Source organism: uncultured Selenomonas sp. (assembly GCF_963528755.1).
Classification (GTDB): domain Bacteria; phylum Bacillota; class Negativicutes; order Selenomonadales; family Selenomonadaceae; genus Selenomonas.
In genome coordinates this window covers 100,040-118,210 of record NZ_CAURXA010000007.1, presented here as the reverse complement: position 1 = coordinate 118,210, position 18,171 = coordinate 100,040, and the positions used below count along the sequence as shown (strand labels likewise).

The 18,171-nt window shown below is 60.2% G+C and carries 14 protein-coding genes and 1 pseudogene; 13 read left to right on the top strand and 2 right to left on the bottom strand.

The window, feature by feature from the left end; genetic code table 11:
• The first annotated feature begins 431 nt into the window (after nucleotides 1–431).
• The 9 genes and pseudogenes from RWS31_RS09605 to RWS31_RS09565 all read left to right on the top strand — a co-directional run bounded on the left by RWS31_RS09605 (nucleotide 432) and on the right by RWS31_RS09565 (nucleotide 8,526).
• Nucleotides 432–755: a nitrous oxide-stimulated promoter family protein gene (locus RWS31_RS09605; RefSeq protein ID WP_314597879.1), complete on the top strand. Its 324-nt coding sequence runs from the start codon at nucleotides 432–434 to the stop codon at nucleotides 753–755.
• Between the two features lie 285 nt (nucleotides 756–1,040).
• Nucleotides 1,041–1,229 (top strand): annotated as a pseudogene (locus RWS31_RS09600) (hypothetical protein); the annotation flags it as partial.
• A gap of 57 nt (nucleotides 1,230–1,286) precedes the next feature.
• Nucleotides 1,287–2,543, top strand: coding sequence for an HD domain-containing protein (locus tag RWS31_RS09595; protein WP_314597877.1), 1,257 nt, complete (start codon nucleotides 1,287–1,289; stop codon nucleotides 2,541–2,543).
• Between the two features lie 162 nt (nucleotides 2,544–2,705).
• Entirely contained in the window at nucleotides 2,706–3,431 is a 726-nt protein-coding gene (locus RWS31_RS09590) for a DUF169 domain-containing protein (protein WP_314597875.1), read from the top strand.
• Between the two features lie 144 nt (nucleotides 3,432–3,575).
• The gene (locus tag RWS31_RS09585; protein WP_314597873.1) at nucleotides 3,576–3,965 is read left to right on the top strand and encodes a rhodanese-like domain-containing protein; all 390 of its coding nucleotides are present in this window, start codon (nucleotides 3,576–3,578) and stop codon (nucleotides 3,963–3,965) included.
• Nucleotides 3,966–4,030: 65 nt separating this feature from the next.
• On the top strand, nucleotides 4,031–5,131 hold the full coding sequence (mqnE, locus tag RWS31_RS09580) for an aminofutalosine synthase MqnE (RefSeq protein WP_314597870.1): 1,101 nt from the start codon (nucleotides 4,031–4,033) through the stop codon (nucleotides 5,129–5,131).
• The gene (gene mqnC, locus RWS31_RS09575; RefSeq protein WP_314597868.1) at nucleotides 5,131–6,171 is read left to right on the top strand and encodes a cyclic dehypoxanthinyl futalosine synthase; all 1,041 of its coding nucleotides are present in this window, start codon (nucleotides 5,131–5,133) and stop codon (nucleotides 6,169–6,171) included. Before mqnE ends, mqnC begins: the two co-directional genes overlap by 1 nt.
• Nucleotides 6,172–7,023, top strand: a complete 852-nt coding sequence (locus RWS31_RS09570; protein ID WP_314597867.1) for an MTAP family purine nucleoside phosphorylase — start codon at nucleotides 6,172–6,174, stop codon at nucleotides 7,021–7,023.
• Between the two features lie 51 nt (nucleotides 7,024–7,074).
• Nucleotides 7,075–8,526, top strand: coding sequence for a TrkH family potassium uptake protein (locus RWS31_RS09565; RefSeq protein WP_314597865.1), 1,452 nt, complete (start codon nucleotides 7,075–7,077; stop codon nucleotides 8,524–8,526).
• 36 nt (nucleotides 8,527–8,562) lie between these two features.
• Here RWS31_RS09565 and RWS31_RS09560 read toward each other — a convergent pair whose 3' ends face one another.
• Nucleotides 8,563–9,948 carry a glycosyltransferase family 2 protein gene (locus tag RWS31_RS09560; RefSeq protein ID WP_314597863.1) on the bottom strand — a complete coding sequence of 462 codons (1,386 nt, stop codon included), beginning with the start codon at nucleotides 9,946–9,948 and terminating at the stop codon, nucleotides 8,563–8,565.
• Nucleotides 9,949–10,051: 103 nt separating this feature from the next.
• Here RWS31_RS09560 and RWS31_RS09555 point away from each other — a divergent pair, with 103 nt between their 5' ends.
• From RWS31_RS09555 to RWS31_RS09540, 4 genes are all read left to right on the top strand, one after another.
• Complete coding sequence (locus RWS31_RS09555; protein ID WP_314597861.1) at nucleotides 10,052–13,684, top strand: dynamin family protein; 3,633 nt, start codon at nucleotides 10,052–10,054, stop codon at nucleotides 13,682–13,684.
• Between the two features lie 66 nt (nucleotides 13,685–13,750).
• A complete protein-coding gene (gene phnD, locus RWS31_RS09550; RefSeq protein ID WP_314597860.1) occupies nucleotides 13,751–14,665 on the top strand; it encodes a phosphate/phosphite/phosphonate ABC transporter substrate-binding protein in 915 nt (304 codons plus the stop codon).
• A gap of 1 nt (nucleotide 14,666) precedes the next feature.
• Nucleotides 14,667–15,911 (top strand): ATP-binding protein, encoded by a 1,245-nt coding sequence (locus tag RWS31_RS09545; RefSeq protein ID WP_314597858.1) that lies wholly within the window; start codon nucleotides 14,667–14,669, stop codon nucleotides 15,909–15,911.
• Nucleotides 15,911–16,561, top strand: a complete 651-nt coding sequence (locus tag RWS31_RS09540; RefSeq protein WP_314597883.1) for a response regulator transcription factor — start codon at nucleotides 15,911–15,913, stop codon at nucleotides 16,559–16,561. Before RWS31_RS09545 ends, RWS31_RS09540 begins: the two co-directional genes overlap by 1 nt.
• 120 nt (nucleotides 16,562–16,681) lie before the next feature.
• On the opposite strand, the gene RWS31_RS09535 is transcribed toward RWS31_RS09540, so the two are convergent.
• Nucleotides 16,682–18,013, bottom strand: a complete 1,332-nt coding sequence (locus RWS31_RS09535) for an S-layer homology domain-containing protein (RefSeq protein WP_314597855.1) — start codon at nucleotides 18,011–18,013, stop codon at nucleotides 16,682–16,684.
• Nucleotides 18,014–18,171 lie beyond the last annotated feature (158 nt).

The following is an 18,171-nucleotide window of genomic DNA, read 5'->3' as shown; positions in this document are numbered from 1 at the left end:
TAGGAGACAAACCGCAGGCGTAGCAGTGGCTACGTCGAGGATTTGTCGACGACGAGAGGACAGTGTAGATGTGTGAAGATGGGTAGCTGAATTTATCAGTGCTTCCTCTATTCTAACCACGAAAGCGCAGGAGGTCAAGCGGACGGCGTCGAGCGATTTGTAAAGGCAGTGCATCAAATAAAAAGGAGAAAAGCCTCGTGAAAAACTTTACGAAATTTACCTACGAAATTACGGAGCGGTCGTCGAGTGCCTTTTTTGAGCAAAGAGATTGTTTCTCACAGTCCACTTTGCTATAATGTTCGCAAATAAAAAGCACCGATAAGATGAAATCCGTCGGAGCGGTTTCGACTTTATCCGTGCTTCTTGAAATGTGCGACATGAACACCGCACTGCCGATGAAGATTCGCAAAGAGAGGAGTAGGATAATCCGTATGACAGCAGAGGAAAAGCGCAAGGCGGAGATGGCGACGGTCAAGAAAATGCTCGAAATCTACTGCCGCGCGCATCATGGCAACAATTTGAGCCTTTGCGAAGAATGTGAAGCGCTGTTCGACTATGCCCGTGCGCGCGTCGAGCGCTGCCCGCACATGGAGACGAAGACATTTTGCAGTGCGTGCCAGACGCACTGCTACGCGCCCAAGATGCGCGAAAAAATCCGCGAAGCCATGCGCTACAGCGGTCCGCGCATGCTGCTCCACGCGCCCGTCATGGCGCTTCGTCACATGTTCATCGAGTGGCGCGAGAAGCGGCGCTGAAGGCAGGCTTGGCAAAAGATTTTTTACAGCGAATGTGCATTTTTTTGTACATCCGCTGTGTTATACTGTTTGCAAAGGGAGGCGAAACGGGATTGAAGGATGTGCCGCTGCACATTTGTAGGACTTACAGCCTTTGAAGAGATTCCCAAACAGCGGCTTGCTCCATTTGTTCCTTGACAACTTCATAGAGGAATCATCGGCAGGAAAAGTTTTGAAGCAAAAGAGTGAGAACGATGCTGTTTTATGAATTTCAGGTAAAATGCAATTTGACAAAGGAGATTCGGCAACGGACGCTTCGTACAAAATGTTTTCGAACAGGCGCTCATGCGTCAGGCGCAGCGACTCTGTACACTTCACGAGGGTCAAACGCTCGCGAAGGAAGACTTGCAGCAGCTCACCATCGAGGACTTCGAGGGTGCGGCTCTGCAGGCCGTTCCCTCCAACCGTTCCCCTGTGAGATTTTCCGTTTTATAAGAAAACATATTCTCCATGCCTAAAATCATGGCAGCAACCAAAAAGGAGGCAGCGAAAATGGCAGCAGGAAAGAGCAATACGGCAGCAGGCCGAGCCGTGGCTGGCAGTCACCTGTGGATGCAGCGTCTTGTGGAAGCAGGACGCTGGCCCACTCTCACACGCATGTTTGCAGCGCAGCTTGGCGAGGAGGTGGAGTGGATTGCTCCCCTCCCGCAAAATAACTTCAAGGAGTACAAACTGAATCAGGACGAGGCGATGGCGAAGCTCTTCCCCCATGCGGATAAGTCGTCTCTCTTCGACTTTTGGCCGTCGAACCAGCCGCAGTGGGACGGTATTGCCATCGGCAGGGACAGCGGTGCGCTCTACTTGGTGGAGGCAAAAGCCCATCGCAAGGAGGCTGAGGGGCAGAAGCTCGGGGCGACGGCTCAGGAAAGCATAGACAAGATCAAGGATACACTGCGCAAATGGCACGACGCGCACTTCCCGCAGGGGGATTTCTCCTTGTGGACGGACGGGCATTACCAGCTCGCGAACCGTTTGGCCTTCCTCTACGAGATGCGGGCGCGCTGCGTGCCGCATCACTTCCCCGATGTGCGTCTCGTCCTGCTGAACATCGCCGGCGATCCGACGATGGAGGCACATCGAGCAGAATATCATGGCTATAAAACGACACAGGAGGCGTGGAAGGATTATTACAGCGACGTCTTCCAAAAGATGCTCGGCACGCCGCAGATTCCGCACGGAACTGTGCTGCTGCAGCTCGACGTAGAGCTTATGGCGCGCTATCAGAAGCTCAAAGACATGGTGACGAAACGCCGCCAGGAATTTGCCGCGCTGATAGACTTCATCGAGCAGCAGACAGCCTATCTCACAGCGCCCGCTTCCACGAGATACCACCTGTGCAAAGAATGCGGCCTCTTGGAGCACAGCGTGAATGTCGCCGAAATGATGTTGAAGATGCGTGCGACCATCGCGCCCGAACTCTTGGAGGAGAGCTGCGTCGTCGTCGCCCTCCTGCACGACCTCGGCAAGGCGGGATCGCCGGGGAGGCCGCAGTATCTGAAAAACGAGGAGGCGGGCGCACGCTTCCCCTATCGTTGGAACAAAGAGCTCATCTATCTGAGCGTTCCCGTCCGCAGTCTCTCGCTCATCCTCCCGCACTTCCCTCTGACGGAAGAAGAGATCCAGGCGATCGTCTATCATGACGGACAGTATGTCCCCGAAAACCACGCGGTTGCTGCCCGTGAGGAGAAGCTGACTCTGCTCCTGCAATATGCGGATAATTGGAGCGGCTTCGTGACGGAAAAAGCCTGAGAAAAGCAATCGCCCGCACCGCTGCTCAAAAGCCATCGACTCTCTGCAAGGCAGAAAGTCGATGGCTTTTTTGAGAAATATTTCGGATATAGATACAACATCCGGCTTGCTGTCGTATAAGAAATAGCATACTATAGATATATCATAAAGGGGTGGTCAGCCATGGAAAGCAAAATTGCAGAACTCATTCACTTGAAAACTCAGCCCGTGGCCGTGCTTCATGCGGAGGCGGCGCCTGAAAATGCCGTGCAGTTCAAGGAAGGCGTATGGGGCTGCTCGGTCGCCCTGCTTGTGGCGGCAAGCAAGGGAAGGACGGCCGCGTTCGCCGAAAAGACGACCGTCTGTCTTGGCGCGAAAACGGGGCTGGGCTTTCAAGATTATCCGCACGGCTGGATCGAATACTTCCTCTCGACGGGCGGTGAAAATATCGGCAGAGACGGCGAGTTCTACAAGAAAACGCCGGAACTGGCGCGAGATTTCATTGAGAACATCAAACGCCATGACGGCAAACCCTATGTCGTCTGCAAACCACTGTGCGACATCCTGCCCGATGAACGTCCGCTCGCGGTGATCTTCCTTGTGAACGCCGATCAGCTCTCGGCGCTTGCCACGCTCGCAAACTACGATAAGCGGACGCAGGACAACGTCAAGCTGCTCTTCGGTGCGGGCTGTGCACAGGCGGTGCTCTATCCCGTGACAGAAGAGCAGGAGGGCGGCACAAATTGCTTCATTGGGCTGACCGATCCGTCGGCCAGGAAGTGCATTCCGAAGGATGTGCTGTCCTTCAGCATACCGTACAGCCGATTCCTGGAAATGGAGCGCGAGGCGGAAGGAAGCTTCCTCACGAAAGAAACGTGGCAAAAGATTGCGATTCGCCTCGATGGATGAGGATTCTTGAGGAGAGGAGGCGGTTGATTCGCATGACGGCAGAAGAATTGAGTGGCGCGAGAAGTGGCGCTGAAGGCAGTTTCTCGCGGTTTGGCTGATGTGGTATAATAAGGGCGAGAATTGAGATTGCGAAGGAGCGATACTATGAAAAAGATTATTATGTTGACGGCATTGATGGCGCTGGCGCTTTTTGCAGGCGGCTGCGGCAGCGGGCAGGCAGCGCAGCCGCGCCAGGTGTCGGCGGCTGAGGCGCAGAAGATGATGGCATCGGAGAAGGACTATGTCATCGTCGATGTGCGCACAAAGGGCGAATACGCTACGGGGCATATTCCAAAGGCGATCAACATCCCGAATGAAAGCATCGACAAGACTCCGCCTGCAGAGCTTAAGGACAAGAATCAGCTGATCTTCGTCTACTGCCGCAGCGGCAAGCGCAGCCATGATGCGGCGCAGAAGCTTGCCGCCATGGGCTATAGAAACATCGTCGATTTCGGCGGCATCATGGACTGGCCGGGCGAAGTGGTGACGGATTGAACGATTTGCTGCGCAAAAGGCGAGATGGCCGCGCGATCATGTGATTTGAGGAGAACTAAGATACGATGACGATATTGGAAGCTGCACGCCGCAAGGCGGAGCAGGGGGAGAGGCTGAGCCTTGCGGATGCCTTGGCGCTCTACGAGGAGAACGACCTTCTTTTTCTCGCGGATGCAGCACGGCAGGCGAAGGAACGCGCGAGCGGCAGGAGCGTCTTTTTTAATGTGAACCGCCATATCAATCTGACGAATATCTGCACGTCGGGCTGCCCCTTGTGTGCCTTTCAAGTGGAGGAAGGCGAGAGTCGTGGCTACGTGATGGAGGAGGCGGACGTCGCGCACGTCCTTGCCGAGGCGAAGAAAGTCAAGCGGCTCGGCGAGATCCACATCGTCTCGGCGCTTCATCCGACGAAGCCTTTCGACTACTATCTCGGCGTTGTGCGCCAGGTCAAGGCGGCTCTGCCCGATGCCGACATCAAGGCGTTTACGCCCGTCGAGATCGTGCATTTTGCCGAGATGACGGGAAAGAGCGTCAAGGAGGTGCTCGCCCTTTTGCAGGAGGCAGGGCTTTCTTCGCTCCCGGGCGGCGGCGCGGAGATTCTCGCGGATCGCGTGCGCGCGATCATCTGTCCGAAGAAGGCTACGGCCGCCCAGTGGATCGAGACGATGAAGGCCGCGCACTCTCTCGGCATACGCACGAACGCGACGATGCTCTACGGTCATGTGGAGACGATCGAGGAGCGTTTGCAGCACCTCATCACTCTGCGCGACATCCAAGACGAGACGGGCGGCTTCCAGGCGTTCGTCTCCTTCCCCTTTCATCCCGCGAATACGCAGCTTGCGAAGGACTATGCGCTGGAGCGCGTCGGCTCGTGGGAGGACATGAAGATGATGGCGCTCTCGCGCCTCATCCTCGACAATATCCGTCACATCAAGGCGTTTTGGATCATGCTGACGATGCCCGTGGCACAGCTCGCCCTGGGCTTCGGCGCGGACGACCTCGACGGCACGATCGGCGAGGAGAAGATCATCCATGCGGCGGGCGCCAAGACGGGCACGGGCATCACGCGCGAAAGGCTCTGCCGCATCATCCGCGAGGCGGGCTACGAGCCTGTGGAGCGCGACACATTCTATCACGCGTTGGCGAGCACAGAGGGGGAAGCGTAATGCGCCTGACGGAAAAGGAGGGAGAGGCTCTTCTCCTCGCACAAGATCCGATCGCGCTCGGCCGCGAGGCTGATGCCGTGCGGCGCGCGCGCTACGGCAACCGCACGACGTTCATCGTCGACCGCAACATCAACTACACGAACATCTGCCGCAACGAGTGCAGCTTCTGCGCCTTCTACCGCCGCTTGGACGCGGCAGACGCCTATCTGCTCTCCTACGAGGAAATTCTCGAAAAGGCGCGTGAGACGGTCGAGGCGGGCGGCACGCAGCTGATGATTCAGGGCGGCCTGCATCCGGAGCTGGGTCTTGCCTATTACGAGGAAATGCTGCGCCGCCTGAAGCGCGAGTTTCCCATGCTGACGATCCACTCTTTCACGGCGACGGAGATCCTCTACTTCGCAGAGAAGGCGGGGCTTTCCGTCGAGGAGACATTGAAGCGGCTGCAGGCGGCGGGACTCGACAGCCTGCCGGGCGGCGGCGCAGAGATCCTCGTCGATCGCATCCGCAAGAGGATTGCGCCGAAGAAGATCATGACCGACGATTGGCTGCGCATCATGAAGACGGCGCACACGATCGGCATGGAGAGCACGGCGACGATGGTCATCGGCTTCGGCGAGACGATGGCCGACCGCATCGAGCACATGGAGAAGGTGCGCCGCCTGCAGGACGAGACGGGCGGCTTCCGCGCCTTCATCACATGGACGTTCCAGCCCGGCCACACGGAGCTTGGCGGCGAGAAGACAAGCTCGTGGGACTACTTGACGACGCTGGCTCTGACGCGCCTCTACCTCGACAACATCGCGCACATCCAAGGCTCGTGGGTCACGCAGGGCGAGCGCATCGGGCAGTTGACGCTGGGCTTCGGCGCGGACGACCTCGGCAGCATCATGCTCGAAGAAAACGTCGTCAAGGCTGCGGGCACGCGCTACGAGATGTCGATTCAAAAGATGGTGCGCCTGATTCAAGGCGCGGGCAGAGAAGCCGCGCAGCGCGATACGGAGTACCGTGTTTTGAAAACCTTCAGCGAAAGGAGCGAATAAATGGCACAGCAAGAAATTCCCGCCGCATCGTTCGGCGTCGTCGGCGGATCGGGCACGCTTTCGAGCGATTTTCCCGCGCGTCTTCCCGATGAGGATATAGAAATTCTCGCCGACAATCTCATCTTTGACACGCCCTACGGCAAAAGCCCCGCATTCCGCCTGTTCTCGGTCGGCGAGGTGCGTGCTCTCTCGTGCCGCATGCACGGCTGGCGCTCGGGCGTGACGCGTGCCGACGCTTCGCGCCAAGTCTTCTGGGTGTTCCGTGAGGCCGGCGTCGTGCGCGTCCTCTCCGAGGGCGGCGTCGGCACGGCGAATCATTTGCTCGATCCGCGCGATTTTCTGATTCCCGACGATTATCTCGACCTCTCGAACCGCAAGGACGTCATGCTCGACGGCAGGTATCTGCTCATCATGCGCGATGCCCTCTGCCCCGAGCTTCGCGCTTCGCTTCTGGCGGCGACGAAGAAGCGCTTTTCGGGGCGCATCTTCGACCGCGGCATTTATGCGTGCACCGACGGACGCCATTTCGAGAGTCCTGCCGAAGTCGCCATGCTCAACGGCCATGCCGACATCATCGGGCAGAGCATCTGCCCCGAAGTCTATCTCGCGCGTGAGATCGGCGCGTGCTACGCGGGGCTTTACTACGTAGTGAACTACGGCGAGGGCATCCGACCCAAGTGGTCGTACGGCACGATGAAGGACATCTTCTACGACGACGCGCCGATGATCGGCGAGGTGCTCGCAGAAACGATTCGGGAAACAGCGGCGAAGGAGCGCCATTGCGAGTGCCTCGCGCTTCGCAAGGAAACGCTTCTGAAGGACGTCTACAACGAGGCGTCGGCGAAGGGTTAGGGGCGTGCGGAATTTCTCCGCGCCTCCTCCAGGAAAGGGAGGGCTTCTCCTTTGGACATCAAGGTCGTGGCGTACTTTTTGGGGCGCATCGCGCAGGCCGAGGGGCTGATTTTCCTCGTGCCGCTCGCCGTTTCCCTGTGGTACGCTGAATCCTCTCGCTTGCCGCTCTTCGCTGCAGCCCTCTTGAGCGCGGCGGCGGGCACGGCGCTTCGCCGCGCCGGCAAAGAGCCGGGCGAGCGCCTGACGCTTCGCGAGGGCATCGCCATCACGGGCGGCGGCTGGCTTCTGGCGACCTTCCTCGGCATGCTGCCGTACCTTCTGGGCGGCTATCTCGGCTACCTCGACGGCGTCTTTGAGAGCATCTCGGGCTTCACGGGCACGGGCGCGACCGTCGTCGACGACATCGAGGTTCTGCCGCAGGGCGTGCTCCTCTGGCGAAGCCTCACGCATTGGCTCGGCGGCCTCGGCATCATCGTCATCTTCATCGCTCTTTTGCCCGCGACGGGGCAGAGCGCCATCACGATGTACAACGCCGAATCGAGCGCCCAGGGATCGGAGCGCGTGCTGCCGCGCCTCAAGAACCTCACGAGCGTGCTCTTTCGCATCTACGTCGTCCTGACGGGCGCGGCGTTCCTCGCCTTCTTCGCCTGCGGCATGAACGCGCTCGACGCCGTCAACCATGCGATGTCGACGATCGGCACGGGCGGCTTCTCGACGTACAACGCGAGCGCCGCGCATTTCAAGAGTCCTGCCATCGAGCTATGGATGTCGCTCTTCATGTTCATCGCGGGCGGCAGCTTCGGCCTCTACTACCGGGTTTACAAGAAAGGGCCACAGGTGCTGTGGCGCAACTCCGAGTTCAAAGCGTACCTCGGCATCGTCGGCGGCGCCGTGCTGCTCATCGCGGCGGATCTTTTCTACCGAGGGCTTTACAACGTGCCCGACGCGTTGCGCTTCGCGCTCTTTCAGGCGACGTCGCTCTCGACGACGGGCTTCGTTTCCGCCGATTACGAGCTTTGGCCGGGCTTTTCCAAGGGCATCTTGATTCTTTTAATGCTCACGGGCGGCTGCGTCGGCTCGACGGCGGCGGGACTGAAGATCGCGCGCATCCTCGTGCTCTTTCGCATGGTGCGCACGATCGTGCTGGAGAAGCTTCACCCGCGCGTCACGACGCCCGTGCGCATCAACGGCGCGAGCGTCGACGAGGCGACACTCCACCGCACGGCGGTCTTCTTCTTCCTCTACGTCCTCTCCATCGCCTTTTTCGCCGTGCTCATGACGGCGGACAACATCAAGACCTTCGACGCCATCGGCATCAGTGTGACGACCGTCGGCTGCGTCGGTCCTGCCTTTGGCATTGCGGGCGCGACGGAGAACTACGCGGGACTATCCGACTTTACGAAGGGCATCCTGTGCTTCGCCATGCTGCTCGGCCGGCTCGAATTCTTCACGCTGCTCGTCATGCTCTATCCGTCGTTCTGGCGGTCGAAGAAGAATTGGTGATGGGAGGAAATTCGCTGAAAAGCAAGCTCGAAGATTTCATGCCGGAGGCAAAACGACCTGCGATTGGACAATCCTTTCCAGCTCTTTCAGCTCGACGTCCTGCAGATACATCCATCGCCCTGCCCTTTTCGCTTCGGCGACGGACGTATCGACCTTTTGATAATAGGCTTTCACTTCTTCGTAGTAGTCGAGCCACGTATCTTCCATATCTTCCTCGCTGAAGATGTGCCACTTGCACCAGCTGGAAAGCTCCGGATGCTTTTCGGCGATCAGCGCGAAGCACGCTTGATTGTCCTTGATGACCTGCGCCTGTCGGCGTTCGTCCGTGCTCGTCGATATGCCGCTGCCGTACTCGTACCAGATGAGGTTGTGATTCCAGAAGCCGATGTCGATGCCGTCGGCGATCATGAGGGTGTAGGCGCGGTCTTCGAGATGAACGACCTTGCCCAGCAGGGGCTTCGTGTACTGCATGAGAAGCTTGCGGCGCGTCATAAAGGCGGCGCCGATCGGATAATCCTGACATAGAAGATGCGCCCTTCTTGCTGCGGCGAAGTCGTTCCTTTCATACGGTTCCAAATTCCGCGGATGCATTTCGTCCAATATATGATACTGCCCGCCCTCTTCACGATAATAGCAGGCGCGTCCGAAGGCGGCCGGATACCCGCTCGCTTCCATGAAACGGAACATGTCGGCCAACACATGGTCGCTGTACAGGTAGTCGCCGGGAGAGATGTTCTTGATGTACTTCCCTCGTGCATGGGAAAAGGCGCGGTACACATTGTGTACGACGCCTTGATTTTTGGGTGCTTGAAGAATCTTGTAGGTTGTGAACCCCCGAGAAGAAAAATAATCTTTGATGGCCTTCCTTGGGAAATCTTCCGAGCCGTCATCGGCGATGACGATCTCGAACGAGCAGCCCTTCTGCTCAACGACGGAGGCGAGCGTCCTTTCGAGCTTCAGAAAATCAGACCGATAGGTGAGAACGCAGACGGACACATCGAAATGCGCATCGTCCCCGCGCGCTTCGTCGCGGGAAAAGATTGCCGCATCGCCGCCGTAAAGGATTCGCGGCTGCGTTTCGAGGTGGTTCAAGAGGCGCAGCGAACGCTCTTCTCTCGTGAGGATCAAGACGTCCGCCAGACGAAGCGCGGCAGAAGACAGCGCCGCCTCACTTTCGAAGGTCAGTACCGCCGGCGCGTCGTCGCCGAGCGCGTCAAGCGCTTGACTGAACTGCGCCAGCGGCTCTTGAACTCCTTCTGCGGCGGACAAGTCAAGCAGCAGCGCCACGTTGTCTGCCGCGCAAAAGATTTTGACGTATCGATCGAATACCGTGCGCCATACGGCTTCCGGCGCTTGGAAGTCCGGCAGGAAATAGTAGAGCCGTATGCCTTCTTTTTTCAGGTTTTGAAGAGTTTCTATCATTTCGATTCCTTTCCCTGCAGGTTTGCCGCTCATGCAAGACGTTCTGACTTCCATCGTAATCCATACGGCGGCAGAAAGCAAGGGCGAAGTCAAAGGAGGATCTATGCAAAGCGTCATCTTGAAGAGCCGACTGCTGCGGCTTTACGATCATTTTGCAGCCGAGGGTGATGCGGCGAGCGCACGCAAGGTGCGCCAGCTTGCCGAAAAGCTCGTGCGCGGCGAATTCGGCGTCGCTTTCTGCGGTCATTTTTCGGCGGGCAAGTCGCGCATGATCAACCGCCTCCTCGGCGCGATGCTCCTGCCGTCGAGTCCTATACCGACGAGCGCGAACCTCGTCTACGTCAGGCACGGTGAAGAGTACGCCGAGGCACGCTTCCGAGAAGGCAGGCCGCGCCGCTACCTCGCGCCCTACGACTACGACCTCGTGAAATCGTTCTGCCGCGACGGCACGGCGATCGAGAGCATCGAGATCTCGACGGCGGCCGCATCTCTTCCTGCGGGCGTCGTGCTCATGGACACGCCGGGCATTGACTCGACCGACGCCGCGCACCGCCTGGCGACAGAGGAGGCGATCCACCTCGCCGACCTCATTTTCTACGTCATGGACTACAACCATGTGCAGTCGGAGGAGAGCTTCCTCTTCACGAAGTCGCTGACGGAAGCGGGAAAGCGCGTCGCGCTCGTCATCAACCAGATCGACAAGCACCGCGAGGAGGAGCTTTCCTTTGCCGCGTTTGCTGCCGGCGTCAAGGACGCTTTCGCCGCATGGGGCGTCGCGCCCGAGGCGGTCTTCTTCACCTCGATGAAGGACGAGGCGCATGAGCACAACGACTTCAAGACGATGCAGGCCTTTCTGCGCGATGCGCTCAAAAATCGTGCGGCGTCGCTCGAAGAATCGATCGCCCGCTCTCTCGAAAAGATCTGCGCCGATGCCGTAAGCCGCGAGGAAAAAGCAGAGGAGAAGGGGCTTGCCGACGCCCGCCACGTGCTCGAACCTCTGTCGGTCGCGGAGCGCGACGCGCTCCGGGCGGGCAGCCGCGCCTTGGAACAGGAGGCGCAGAGTCTGCGTGAGGACGGACGCGCCGCCTTCAACGAAGGGATCGAAAAGATCCTCGCCAACGCCTACATGATGCCGTACGAGGTGCGCGAACTGGCGCGTCTTTACCTCGAAGCCTCCTCGCCCGGCTTCAAGGTCGGCTTCTTCGGGCGCGGCAAGAAGACGGCGGCGGAGCGTGCTGCCCGCCGCGAACGCCTGTGGCAGGCTCTCGTGGAGAAGGTGCGGCTGCAGGTCGATTGGCACATCGCGACGTATCTGAAGGATTTTGCGCGCGACCGGCACATCGAGGGCGGGGTGGCCGCCGCCTTCGCCGAGAGTTTCACGGCTCTGCCTGAAGAAGATGTGCTGGAAAAGAATCAAAAGGAAGGCGCGAGCACGAGCTACGACGGCAGCTATGTGCTGAACTACACGGCCGCGCTCGAAAAGGCGGTCAAAGAGTGCGCGCGCGCGCGTCTCGCCGCCGTCGGTGACGATCTCCTCTCACGTATGGAGGAGCGGAACGGCGTGCGCCTCGCCGCCATCGAGGCAGAGCTTTCGGGCATGGCCGAAGAAGTCGCGGCGCTCTTCGCCGTGCGGCAGGCGAAGAAGCGCGTCCAGGCGAAGCGGGAAGCCTTGGCGAAGCTTCTCGCGAGCGAGGAACGCACGGACACGACAGACGCTGCGCTCTTCACGCTCGCGCCGCAGGCGGTCGAGATCGTAGAGGGCGACGGCACGCCGAGCGCGGCGGACAACGCGGCAGGGCGCGCGGTGCAAAAGGACGCGCCGGCCGAGGAAGCGTCTCTGGCGGCGGAAGCAGAGGAAATGCAGGCGGGCGCTGCCGCTTTGCCTGCCGATGACGCCGCGCGGGCAGACCTTGCGGCATGGGCGCCGCGCCTTCGCCGCGCGGGCGAACTCGTCGCGGACGTGCCGGGGCTTTCGCGGCTCGCCGAAGAGCTCTCCCTGCGTGCCGAGCGGCTCGAAGGGCACGGCTATCTCGTGACGCTCTTCGGCGCGTTCAGCGCGGGCAAGTCGTCCTTTGCGAATGCGCTCCTCGGCGAGAACCTTCTGCCCGTCTCGCCGAACCCGACGACCGCCGTCATCCAGAAGATCCTGCCCGTGACGAAGGAAAAGCCGCACGGCACGGTGCGCGTCCACCTGAAGGACGAAGCGATGCTGCTCGCCGATCTGAACCGCGCCCTCGCGCCCTTCGAGCGCGAGGCGAAGACTCTCGCGGAAGCGCCCGCTCTCGTCGAGGACGTACTGACGAGAGCGAGCGACCTGCGCCAGCAGCAGGCCTTCCTGCGCGCTTACGAGAAGGGGCGCGCGATGTTCGAGGGCAAGGCGGGCGCGTGGCTCGACTGCACGCTCGAAGACTTCGCCGCCTACGCGGTCGACGAGGACAAGGCGTGCTTCGTCGAGGAGATCGAGATCTATAGCGACTGCGACCTCACGCGTCCGGGCGTCACGCTCGTCGACACGCCGGGCGCCGACTCCATCAACGCGCGTCACACCGACCTCTCCTTCCGCTTCATCCGCCAATCCGACGCCATCCTCTTCGTCACGTATTACAACCACGCCTTTTCCCATGCCGACAGCGAATTCCTCGTGCAGCTCGGGCGCGTCAAGGACGCCTTCGAGATGGACAAGATGTTCTTCATCGTCAACGCCATCGACCTCGCTGAGAGCGAGGAGGACGCGAGCGACGTGCTCGCCTATGTGCGCGCGAACCTCTCGCGCTTCGGCATCAAGAGGCCGCGCCTTCATGCCGTATCGAGCCTTGCGATCCTCAAGGAAAAGCTCGCGGGCGAGCATCGCGGCACGCAGTTCGAGACCGCTTTCCACCACTTCATTTTCCACGACCTCGCAGGTCTTGCCGTACGTGCCGCCGAAGGCGACTATGCGCGTGCCCAAACGCTCTTGAGCCGCCTCATCGAAGAGAGCGAGGAAAGTGCCGAGAAGAAGGCCGAGCGGCGCGAATCGCTCGAAAAGAACGCGGCGCGGGCGAAGGACATTCTCGAAAAAGAGAGCAGCGAAGGCATCGAAAAACGCGCTGCGCAGGAGCAGGCGGAGCTTCTCTATTACGTCGCGGAGCGCGTCTTCCTGCGCTATGAGGACATGTTCCGCCTGAGCTTCAACGCCGCGACGCTCGGCCGCGAGCACGGCAAAGCGAGTCTCCAAAAGGCGATGAAGGAGCTTCTCGCGAGCCTTGGCTTCGACCTCGCGCAGGAGATGCGTGCGACCGCCGTGCGCTTGGAGCGCTTCCTCGCCAAGCGCGGCAAAGAACTGCAGGAGACGCTGGCAAAGACGCTCTCCGAGGGCGAGCGCGACTTCTCCTTCGGCGTGGAAGCGACGGAGTTTGACTTTGACCTCTCGTTTCCGGCGGCGTTCGCCGACGTCGAGCCGCAGGTCTTCTCTAAGGAGCTTGCACTTTTCAAGAGTCCCGCACAGTTCTTCGAAAAGGGCGGCAGCAAGATCATGGCGGAGGCGCTCAAGGAAAGGCTTCGCCCCATGGTCAGCGCCTATCTCGAAAGAGAGGGCGCACGCCTCGAAGAGCGCGTGCTTTCGGGCAGCCGCGCCGTATTCGAGGCGGCGCTCGCCCATGTGCGAAGGGAAGCGCAAGGCTACTACGAAGGCCACCGCGCCGCTCTGGCGGGCGGGCTTTCGGCGGCGAAACTGCGCGAGATCCGCGCGAAGCTCTGAGAAGGTGCGCGGCTCGTTTCGTGCAAAGCCCGCAGAAGATGCGAACATTCGCAAGGAGGTGCCAGTATGGCCAAGAAGGCAGTCCTGCTGATCCTCGCCGCCCTCGCGCTCCTTTTTGCAGGCTGCGGCGACGAGAAAGGCTTCATCGACTTTACGCGTCATGCGTCCGCGCCTGCCGCACCTGCTGCAGAGCGCCCGCTCGTCATCGCCTTCGCGCCTGTCATGAGTCCCGAGGAGACGCGCCGCCCCTATGAGCGCATGACCGCCTACCTCGCCGAGAAGCTCGGCCGCCCCGTCACCATGGTGCAGAAGCGCGGCGCGGCGGAGCTTGATCAGCTCGTCGCGGCGGGCGAAGCCGACGTCGCCTTCCTCTCGACGGGCGCTTATACGGCGTACCGCGGCCACGAGCCGATCGAGCTTCTCGCCATGGTCGAGACGAAGGGCACGATCCTCTACCGCACCTTCGTCATCGTCGCCGCCGACAGCGAAATCGAGGACTTCGCCTCGCTCAAAGGGCGCGTCTTCGCCTTCGTCGATCCGCTCAGTCATTCGGGCAGGCTCGCCGTCGATTACCGCCTGCTCGAAGAAGGGCTGACGCCCGAGCAGTATTTCGGGCGCATCTTCTACACGCACCACCACGACAAGTCGATCTGGGCGGTCGCCAATCACCTTGCCGATGGAGCGAGCATCGACAACCAGATCTATGAGCATATCGAGCAGACGAATCCGCAGCTCGCCGCGAAAGTGCGCATCATCGACGAGCTTGCCGTCGCTCCGACCGGCCCCGTCGTCGTGCGGCAGAACCTCGCGCCCGAGGAAAAGGAGCAGCTTCGCCGCATCTTCTATGAGATGGCGGACGACGAAGCCATGCGTCCCGTGCTGCAGTCGGCGGTCATTGACCGCTTCGTGCCGCCCGACGGCGGGCTTTACGAGCCTCTCAGGCAGAAGTTTCTCGCGCACGAGCGCCTTTCGGGAGAGTGACATGGAAAAGCAAAGCCTGACCGTCCGCTTCAACATCCTCCTCGTCGGCAGCGTGCTGCTCTGCGGACTCCTGCTCGGCGCGTTCTTCCTCGTGACCCTGCGGGCGACGCTGATCGAAGGGCTGAACCGCTCGGGGCGCGAGATCGCCTCGGCGCTCGGCGCGGTCATCGCGAGCGACATCCTCCTCGACGACCGCTTCACGATTTCCGACCAGTTGGAGCGCACGCTGGAAAAGAATCCCGAGGTGCGCTACATCCTCGTGACGTACCCCGACGGGCGCATCCTCGCGAGCACCTTCGCCGACGGCCTGCCCGAAGGACTGCTGCCGCTTCGTGAAAAGGACGATTTGGAGCCGCATATTTACAGCAGCACCGATGGGCCGATCCGCGAGATCCTCTATCCGATCGACGACGGCATCACGGGCTATCTGCGCATCGGCCTCACCGAGCGCGAGGCGCGCGCCCTCGTCGAGCGGCGCGGCTTCGAGCTTTTCCTCGTGCTTCTCGCGCTCGCGCTCCTCGCGACGTTCCTCGCGACGCGCTACGCGAAGCTCTTCGGCGCATTGCAGCAGAAGGAACGGCTTCGCCTCTGGCTCATCGGCCAGCTCTTCTCGGCGCGTGAGGACGAGAGGCGGCGCATCTCGCGTGAGCTGCACGACGAAACGAGCCAGTCGATGGCTTCGATCCTCGCCTACTTGCGCATCCTGCACGGCAAGCTCACGACGCCCGAGCAGCGGGAACTGCTGCAGGAGGCGCGGGAACTGACGAGCGAGGCGCTGCAGGGCCTGAAGCAGCTCGCCGTCGATCTTCATCCGCCGCTCCTCGAAGACCTCGGCCTCCTCGTTGCCATTGAGAAGTACATCGACACCCTGCGCCGCACGCACGAAGATCTGACCGTGCGATGGGAGACGCAAGGCGATTTCACAGGACTTGACCGCACGCTCGCACTCGTCATCTATCGCTCCGTACAGGAAGGGCTGACGAACATCGTGCGCCACGCACACGCACGCGAGGCGAGCGTGAAGCTTCGTGCGACGGCAAAGGAAGTATGCGTGGAAATCGCCGACGACGGCGTGGGCTTCGAGAAGGACACGGCGGAGAGGGCCCGTCTCGACCGCCACCTCGGCCTCGTGAGCATGAAAGAGCGCGCCGAGCTTCTCGAAGGCAGCTTCGCCGTCGAGAGTGCGCCAGGCGCGGGCACGCGCCTTTTCCTGTGCCTGCCGCGCAAGAAGGGAGGAGAAACGTGATGGAAAATAAGAACGAACCGCTGCGCATCCTGCTCGCCGACGATCATCGCGTGCTGCGCAAGGGCCTGTCGCTGCTTCTCTCGTCCGAGGAAGATTTCAGCGTCGTCGCCGAAGCGTCCGATGGCGAGGAAGCGCTCGAAAAGGCCGCCGAGACTCCTGTCGACATCGCGCTCCTCGACCTCTCGATGCCGCGCATGGGCGGCCTTGAGTGCCTGCGCCGCCTCAAGGCGATGCAGCCTGCCGTGCGCGTCCTCATCCTCACGATGCACAGCGAGCGCCAGTACGTCTGCGAGTGCCTGCGTGCGGGCGCGAACGGCTATTTGTGCAAGGACACGCTCGACGCCGAACTTTTCCGCGCCCTGCGCACCGTCGCTGCAGGAGGACGCTACCTCGGCGAGCGCGAGGCGGAGCTTCTGATCGACGGTGCGCTCGAAGAGCCTGCCGCCCCCGCCGCGCTTTCCGCCAGGGAGCGCGAAGTCCTCGAACTCATCGTGCACGGCTACTCGCTCTCGACTATTGCCGATAAACTCTACCTGTCGATCAAGACCGTATCCACCTACAAGACGCGCCTCCTGCAGAAGCTCGACTGCACACAGAACTCGGAACTCGTCGACTACGCTCTCAGGCACAATATATTGGGGAAGAAATAAAAAAGGCTGCGCATACGTCGGATTCGACGATGCGCAGTCTTTTTATATACCATGAGACTCGCATACAAAAAAGAGCCGCCGCACAGAATCCTGTGCAGCGGCTCTGCCGTTCGTTCCAGCTTAGAAGAAGTATTCGAGGCGGGCGAAACCTTTCTTCTGCCCGGTTTTTCCTTCAGGCTCTGCCGAGTAGATCTGATCGCCGTCAAAGTAGATGAGCGTGCCGACGATGTTCTTGGCAAAGGTGTACTCTGCACCAATCTCCCAGCCCTTCGTGTTCCACATCGCACCGTCGAAGGTCGGGGCGATTACTGCAGCACCGCCGAGGTAGCGGTATGCAAGGTGGAGTCCGAACGTACGCGGGTTCTCCGGCTCTGCACCTTTGTAGGCAAGCTCGATATTGTAAGCTTTCAGATGCTCGTCCTTGATTCCGACAGATTCATCGCTCGTGTTCTTCCAATAGCCGCCCGAAAGAGCGACCGTGCTCTCGGGGCGCCACTCTACGCCGAGTCCCCAGAAGTTGCACGTTTCGTCCAGTCCGGCGATGTTATGGATGAAATCCTTGTTCCTCATGCGCACATAGTCTGCGCCGACATGAAACTTCTCCGATGGCTTCCATTTGAGGTTCACCATCTGCACGTTCGCCCAGCTTCTGCCCGTAAAGCCTAAACCTCGTGCTTCTTCCACTTCGTCACCCCAAGCGGAATGTGCGAGGTCGTAGCGTCCGACGAAGAGCGTGCCTGAGAACGGCTGATCTGCGCCGAAGGTCACGGCGGCACCGGAAAGATCGTCATCGATGAGGACGCCCTGCTCCGTAAATACGGGCATCTTGCCGGCATCGATGACCGTCGTGCCGTATGTGCCTTCAACGTAGGCTTGCTTGAGCGACACACGGCTGTCATGGTCGTCATCGGACGAATCCGTACTGGGATTCCACATAGAATCGAGGCGAGCCTTGACCTTCCAATGGTCGTTGACCGTAGCTTCCGGCTCTAAGCGGAAGAGGAGTTCATTGTTCGTCTGCGCGCCGCCTTCATACTTACCCATGAATTCTCCGCCGGTCTTCTCATACGTATAGCGCAGTTCACCCGTCCACTTGACATTGTCGACACGGTCTTCGAGGTTCGCGACGCGCACGCCGAGGTTGTTCAACTCTTCGCTGAATTCAGCGGCGAGGCGGTCGATCATCGCCTTCTGCTGGGCGTTGACCTGGTCTTCCTTCGCCATGGCTTTGGCGACCATCTGCGCCATCTCGTAGCGCGTGATCTCGTTCTGGCCGCGATACGTACCGTCGCCGTAGCCCTCGATGACGCCGTCATCGGCGAGCTGTGCGACTGCGTCGTACGCCCAATGATCGGCAGGGACGTCGCTGAACGGGTTCGCCGCCGCAAAGGTCGTCGAGGCCGCACCGACGACGAGTGCCGTCGTCAAGGCGGCTGTCAGAGACTTCTTCATGAGAAACTCCTCCTTTGAAATAGATGGAACTCGACTGTGGTCAGACCATCCGGGGGAGCTTCCGAGTATCCACGTTCCCTCAAGAATATCCTCACCTACGGTCTACCTATTGATAATAATAATATATATCTTAAGTAGGTGCAAGAAAAATTTAAAAA

Coding starts and splice junctions, on each gene's coding strand:
- mqnC (WP_314597868.1), top strand. CDS start 5,131: ATGCGCCTGACGGAAAAGGAGGGAGAGGCTCTTCTCCTCGCACAAGAT.
- mqnE (WP_314597870.1), top strand. CDS start 4,031: ATGACGATATTGGAAGCTGCACGCCGCAAGGCGGAGCAGGGGGAGAGG.
- RWS31_RS09605 (WP_314597879.1), top strand. CDS start 432: ATGACAGCAGAGGAAAAGCGCAAGGCGGAGATGGCGACGGTCAAGAAA.
- RWS31_RS09570 (WP_314597867.1), top strand. CDS start 6,172: ATGGCACAGCAAGAAATTCCCGCCGCATCGTTCGGCGTCGTCGGCGGA.
- RWS31_RS09595 (WP_314597877.1), top strand. CDS start 1,287: ATGGCAGCAGGAAAGAGCAATACGGCAGCAGGCCGAGCCGTGGCTGGC.
- RWS31_RS09545 (WP_314597858.1), top strand. CDS start 14,667: ATGGAAAAGCAAAGCCTGACCGTCCGCTTCAACATCCTCCTCGTCGGC.
- phnD (WP_314597860.1), top strand. CDS start 13,751: ATGGCCAAGAAGGCAGTCCTGCTGATCCTCGCCGCCCTCGCGCTCCTT.
- RWS31_RS09540 (WP_314597883.1), top strand. CDS start 15,911: ATGGAAAATAAGAACGAACCGCTGCGCATCCTGCTCGCCGACGATCAT.
- RWS31_RS09535 (WP_314597855.1), bottom strand. CDS start 18,013: ATGAAGAAGTCTCTGACAGCCGCCTTGACGACGGCACTCGTCGTCGGT.
- RWS31_RS09585 (WP_314597873.1), top strand. CDS start 3,576: ATGAAAAAGATTATTATGTTGACGGCATTGATGGCGCTGGCGCTTTTT.
- RWS31_RS09590 (WP_314597875.1), top strand. CDS start 2,706: ATGGAAAGCAAAATTGCAGAACTCATTCACTTGAAAACTCAGCCCGTG.
- RWS31_RS09555 (WP_314597861.1), top strand. CDS start 10,052: ATGCAAAGCGTCATCTTGAAGAGCCGACTGCTGCGGCTTTACGATCAT.
- RWS31_RS09560 (WP_314597863.1), bottom strand. CDS start 9,948: ATGATAGAAACTCTTCAAAACCTGAAAAAAGAAGGCATACGGCTCTAC.